The organism is Helicobacter sp. UBA3407 (assembly GCF_949747025.1).
In the GTDB taxonomy this organism is placed as follows: domain Bacteria; phylum Campylobacterota; class Campylobacteria; order Campylobacterales; family Helicobacteraceae; genus Helicobacter_D; species Helicobacter_D ganmani.
On sequence record NZ_CATKCB010000081.1, the window covers coordinates 1 to 5702 of the forward strand.

Here is a 5702-nt window from a genome sequence, read left to right on the forward strand (position 1 = left end):
GACAGAGCAGTTTGTTTTAGGGGATTCTGTCGTGAGTGCCTCTGGATTTGAACAAGATATTAAAGAAGCTCCTGCAAGCATTTCTGTGATTCCTGCAGAAGAGATTATAAATCGTCCTATTAGGGATTTGGGAGACATTGTGCAGGAGGTTCCGGGTGTTTCTACGACAATCAGCAAAACAGGGGGTACAACAATCCAAATGCGCGGTATGGCGTCTAAATATACTTTGATTTTGATAGATGGCAAACGCGTGAATATGGACGCGGGTTTTGATGGTAATGGTTTTGATTCTACAAGTGGATTTATTCCGCCTGCAAGTATGATTGAACGCGTAGAGGTGATTCGCGGTCCTTCATCTCTTATCTATGGAAGCGATGCAATGGGTGGGGTGATTAATATTATCACCAAAAAGAATCCAAGTGAGTTAAGTGGAACGATTGCGCTTGAAACAAGATTGCAAGAGCATCACGATACTTGGGGGAATACCTATGGAGTTAATGGTAATCTTTTTGTGCCTATCAATGAACAATTTTCTGCAAACCTTAGAGGTAAAGTGTATTATGGCGAAGGAAATTATTTCTATCAAAAAGATATTCCCGGGTATTTACCCACTAGCACGAATCCTTACACAAGCCATTCCCCAACAGGTTATCGTAATATTTCAGGCGGTGGGCGCTTAAACTATCTTTTAGATGCACAAAATAGTTTTTATGCGGATTTTGATTACGGATTTCAACGAATGGGTAGCTTAAATACTTCTTCCGCACAAGTTACAGCCGTGAGGGAATATCATCGCTATAATGCGATTTTAAACCACGATGGAAGCTACGATTGGGGTTCTATTAATAACTATATCCAATATCTCAACACACAAAAAATTCCACATAAAGATGTGAATTTAGGAGCAAGTGCAGGCACTCCAGATAGAACAAGACTGGTTGATGATTCTAATATTATTTTAAGCTCTTCTTTGAAAAAGGATTATGATTTTGGTGATAAAGGTGCTTTGATTTTAACTGCGGGACCTTATTATAAATACGAAAGACTTTTTAATCGTGATACGAAGTTTGATAAGGATTCCAATCAGTTTGCGCTATTTGGTGAGGGGGAATATTTCTTTAATGAGTATGTTTCTACCACTGCAGGATTGCGGGTGAATTATGATGATTTTTACAAAGAGTTTTTCAATCCAAGATTCTATGTTAATACTTATCCGACAGAGTGGCTTACCTTAAAGACTGGAATCTCTAGTGGATTGAGGCTTCCAGAGCTTGCCACACGTTATGATGGGTTATATGATGTGAGTAGCAGTAGAGCAGGTGGAGATATTGCCTCATATGGAAACAAGGATTTGGAAGCAGAGGAGAGTTGGAATTATGAGTTAAGTGGAATCGTAGAGTTGCCTTTGGCAACTTTTACGATTACAGGATTCTACACAGACTTAAAAAAGGCAATTAGCACGCAAAATTATTTAAATGGCACAATGTTGCCAAGCGGATATGGAGTGTGTGGATACGATTCGTGTAATATTTATGAAAACATAGACAAAGCAGTAGTTTCGGGTGTAGAGGTTTCATTGAAAAGCAAAGCACTTTTGACCTCTGTGATTCCTAATGGAATCTATGCGGATTTTAACTATGCTTTAACAGAAACAGAAAAAAAGAGCGGGGCGGACAAAGGGAGTGATTTAAACGATGTGCCAAGACACAATCTCTCCGCAAAACTCTCCTACAAACAAAGCAAATGGGATACTTATGTGCGCTATGTTGGAAAGCTAAAAACTCCAACGACGAATGCACACACTGCAAATATTGGTCCGGGAGCGTATTATAAAGATATGCATACGGTAGATTTGGGAGCAAATTATCATTTTAATAAAAAATGGACTTTGGGAGCAGTGATTAACAACTTACTAGATGAAGACTTTGTGGATTATGTAACCTATCAAGGTGCGAGAGGATTGTCTTATACGAATAATTATCAAAGAATGATTCCAGGTAGGAATCTTTGGCTTACTTTGCGCGCAGAATTTTAAGGATAAAAAATGATAAAAAAGAAATTGATTTCTAATAAAACTTGGATGCAAATCCATTTGTATGTGAGTTTGTTTTTTATTCCTATGGCTTTAATTTATGCAATTACAGGTTCTTTTCATATTTTTGGTGTGCGTCAAAATGCGGGAGCGGAGATTGTAGAGGTTAAGGTGGAATCCCCAATTATCAAAGGAGAGGAACAACGAATCATTTTAGAAACGCTTAAAAAAAATCATCTAAAGATTCCACAAAATACAGACCTGCGTTTTTTTAGAAACTCATATTCTATGGGAAACTTAAAGTATTCTGTAACACTTTCAAAAGATAAGGCAGGGAATCCCATTGTTCGCAGTGTAGAGAGAGGCTGGTATGGAGTGCTTTTGATGCTACATAAAGCAGCTGGGAAGTGGTATTTTGATATTTTGGCTGTGGGATTCTCTGTGGCACTGATTGTTCTTTATTTGTCAGGGCTTTTTCTGACTGCATTTTGCAAGCGAAATTATTTGAGTGCTAGTATAGTTACGATTCTAGGTTTTTTGGTTACAGCTTTGGCAGTTGCTTTAAGCTTGTAAGGATTTTTGTTTTTATGGTTTGTGTCTTTAAGAAGTGATTTAAGTGCAACAAAACGATTGATTAATTGAATGGCTTTTGGTTTCATTAATTAAATATTAAAAATTTAAAGGTAAAATTTCAAAAATTTTCAAATTAAGGTTAAACATGAAAAAAATTCTTATGGGTTCTATGGTGGCATTTGCTTTGTTGCAAGGTGTAAGTTTTGCAAAAGATTATGCAAAAGTAAATGGAAAGTCTATTACTGAAAAAGATATTGCGCCTTTAATGCGTTCTTTACCCGGTGTGGCGTTTGAGCAATTACCAGAAGATGCAAAAACGCAGATTATCAATCAAGCAGTGGAGCGTAAGCTTTTGATAGAGCAAGCCAAAAAAGACAAAATTCAAAGCTCTAAAGAATACAAAGATGCCCTTGTGGCTATGGAAGAGGAACTAACTCTTGAGGTTTGGACACGCAAACAAATAGAAAAAATCAAAGTTACAGATTCTGAAATTACACAATTTTATAATCAAAACAAAACCAAGTTTGTTCAACCTGAAATGGTAAAAGCAAGCCATATTTTAGTGGCTAGCGAAAATGACGCAAAAGCAATCATTGCAGAGCTTAAAAAAGCAGGCAAGAATACAAGTGCGCGCTTTAATGAAATTATTAGAGAAAAAATGCAAAATGGTTCCGCAAAAGATGGAGGGAATCTAGGATATTTTGCCAAAAATCAAATGGTGCCAGAATTTGCTAACGCAGCCTTTAAACTTAATAAAGGCACTTATACTGCAACACCAGTTAAAACACAATTCGGTTATCATGTGATTTATGTAGAAGATAAAAAATCTTCTGGCACATTGTCGCTTAATGATATAAAAGGGCAAATTGAGCAGAATCTAAAGATTAAAAAATTACAAGAAAATATCAAAAAAGAGGGCGAATCCTTACGAAAAAAAGCAAAAGTTGAGATTTTTAAATAAGGAATCCCAATGTTAGTTTGTGGAAATACAATTTTAGAAAAGGCAAATAAGGAAAATTATGGCGTAGGTGCTTTTAACTTTGTAAATTATGAAATGCTAAGTGCGATTTTTGAAGCAGCGAATCTTAAAAATTCTCCCATTATTGTGCAAGCAAGTGAGGGTGCAATTAAATATTTGGGCATTGAAATGGCAGTAGGAATGGTGGAGATTCTCTCTAAAACTTATCCACATATTCCTGTAGCATTGCATTTAGACCACGGAACAAGTTTTGAATCTTGTGTGAAAGCAATCCGCGCAGGATTCACTTCCGTAATGATCGACGCAAGTCATCATTGTTTTGAGGAAAATTTAAAAGAAACCAAAAAAGTTGTGGAGGTTGCACACATTGCAGGTGTAAGTGTAGAGGCAGAGCTTGGACGCTTAATGGGGATTGAGGATAATATCTCCGTAGATGCAAAAGATGCGTGTTTGGTAAATCCCAATGAAGCAGAAGAGTTTGTAAAAGAATCCAAAGTAGATTTTTTAGCTCCAGCCATTGGCACAAGCCACGGAGCTTTTAAGTTTAAAGGTGAGCCAAAATTAGACTTTGACCGCTTGATTGAAGTAAAAAGACGCACAAAGATTCCATTAGTTTTACACGGAGCAAGTGCGATTCCACAAAATGTCAGCGAAGCATTTTTGGCAAGTGGAGGGGATTTAAAAGGAAGCAAGGGCGTGCCTTTTGCATTTTTGCAAGAAGCGGTAAAGGGCGGGATTAACAAAATCAATACCGACACAGACCTAAGAATTGCATTTATGTCTGAAGTGCGACGCGTAGCAAATGAGGATAAAACACAATTTGACTTAAGAAAGTTTTTCGCTCCTGCAAAGGCATTTATGGTGCAAGTGATTGCGGAGCGTATGGACATTTTAGGAAGTTCTAATAAAATTTAAATAAAGGAATACAATGGCTTATTCAATGGGAGATTTGAAAAAAGGCTTAAAAGTTGAGTTAGAGGGGATTCCTTATAGAATCACAGAATATCAGCATGTAAAGCCCGGCAAGGGTGCAGCATTTGTGCGTGTGAAAATGAAATCTTTTTTAGACGGAAGAGTATTAGAAAAAACATTCCACGCGGGGGATAAATGCGAAGAACCGAATTTGCAAGAACGTTCTATGCAGTTTTTATATCACGATGGCGATTATTTTCAGTTTATGGACAACGAAAACTACGAGCAAATCGGTTTGAGTGAGGAGCAAGTAGGAGAGGTTGCAAAATGGATGATTGACGGAATGGCAGTTAGTATTTTGTTTCATAATGGTAAAGCAATTACTGTGAATGTGCCGCAAACTGTGGAATTAAAAATCACAGAGACACCTCCAAATTTCAAAGGCGATACGACAAGTGCAGGGAAAAAACCTGCCACGCTTGAAACTGGTGCGGTGGTGCAAGTTCCTTACCATGTATTAGAAGGAGATGTAATTCGTGTGAATACTGAAACAGGTGAGTATTTAGACAAAGTTAAATAGGGAAAAGATTATGAGTATAAGGGTTTTGATTCCACTTGGAAAGGGGTTTGAGGAGGTTGAGGCTGTTTCTGTGATTGATGTGTTAAGGCGTGTGGGTTGCGAAGTGATTTTAGCAGCAGTTGATGAGGAATCGCAAAAAACTTTGATAGCGGAATCCCAAAGCGGTTTAAAAATCGGTGTCAATGTAAAAATTACAGAAGTTTTGGCAAGCAGTCTTGATAGTATTGTGCTTCCTGGAGGCTGGGAGGGGACACAAAATCTTATCAAATCCAAAGAAGTTGGTGCGCTACTAGCAGATTTACACAAAAGAGGCAGAGTAATAGGAGCGATTTGTGCAGCTCCTTTGGCACTTTTTAAGCACGATATTTTAACTAATCAAAATTTTACTTGTTATCCTAGTATAGAGGAAAACATTGCAAATCAAAATTATATCCCTCATCAAGCTGTTGTCAAAGATGGGAATCTGATTACCTCAAGAGGTCCTGCTACTGCATTATGTTTTGGTTTTGCTTTGGCAAAAGAGTTGGTAGGAGAAGCAAAGACAAGAGAGGTGCAAAGTGGAATGTTAGCTTATGAATTCAACAAAAATGGGGTTGAATGAAAAAACATTTTTTTTCTAAGGATAA

General features: G+C 37.4%; 6 protein-coding genes. All 6 read left to right on the forward strand.

Features of this window, described 5'->3' with window-relative positions; all coding sequences use genetic code 11:
• Positions 1-2035, forward strand: a 2035-nt coding sequence (locus Q1553_RS01800; RefSeq protein WP_300842709.1) for a TonB-dependent receptor, incomplete at its 5' end; no start/stop codon positions are given.
• A 9-nt stretch (positions 2036-2044) separates the two neighbouring features.
• Positions 2045-2605: a hypothetical protein gene (locus tag Q1553_RS01805; protein ID WP_297600793.1), complete on the forward strand. Its 561-nt coding sequence runs from the start codon at positions 2045-2047 to the stop codon at positions 2603-2605.
• Positions 2606-2750: 145 nt separating this feature from the next.
• The gene (locus tag Q1553_RS01810; protein ID WP_115552062.1) at positions 2751-3566 is read left to right on the forward strand and encodes a peptidyl-prolyl cis-trans isomerase; all 816 of its coding nucleotides are present in this window, start codon (positions 2751-2753) and stop codon (positions 3564-3566) included.
• Between the two features lie 9 nt (positions 3567-3575).
• On the forward strand, positions 3576-4499 hold the full coding sequence (locus tag Q1553_RS01815; RefSeq protein WP_297578816.1) for a class II fructose-bisphosphate aldolase: 924 nt from the start codon (positions 3576-3578) through the stop codon (positions 4497-4499).
• A gap of 13 nt (positions 4500-4512) precedes the next feature.
• Positions 4513-5076, forward strand: a complete 564-nt coding sequence (gene efp, locus Q1553_RS01820; protein WP_297571581.1) for an elongation factor P — start codon at positions 4513-4515, stop codon at positions 5074-5076.
• Between the two features lie 10 nt (positions 5077-5086).
• Positions 5087-5677 carry a DJ-1 family glyoxalase III gene (locus tag Q1553_RS01825; RefSeq protein ID WP_115552059.1) on the forward strand — a complete coding sequence of 197 codons (591 nt, stop codon included), beginning with the start codon at positions 5087-5089 and terminating at the stop codon, positions 5675-5677.
• Positions 5678-5702 lie beyond the last annotated feature (25 nt).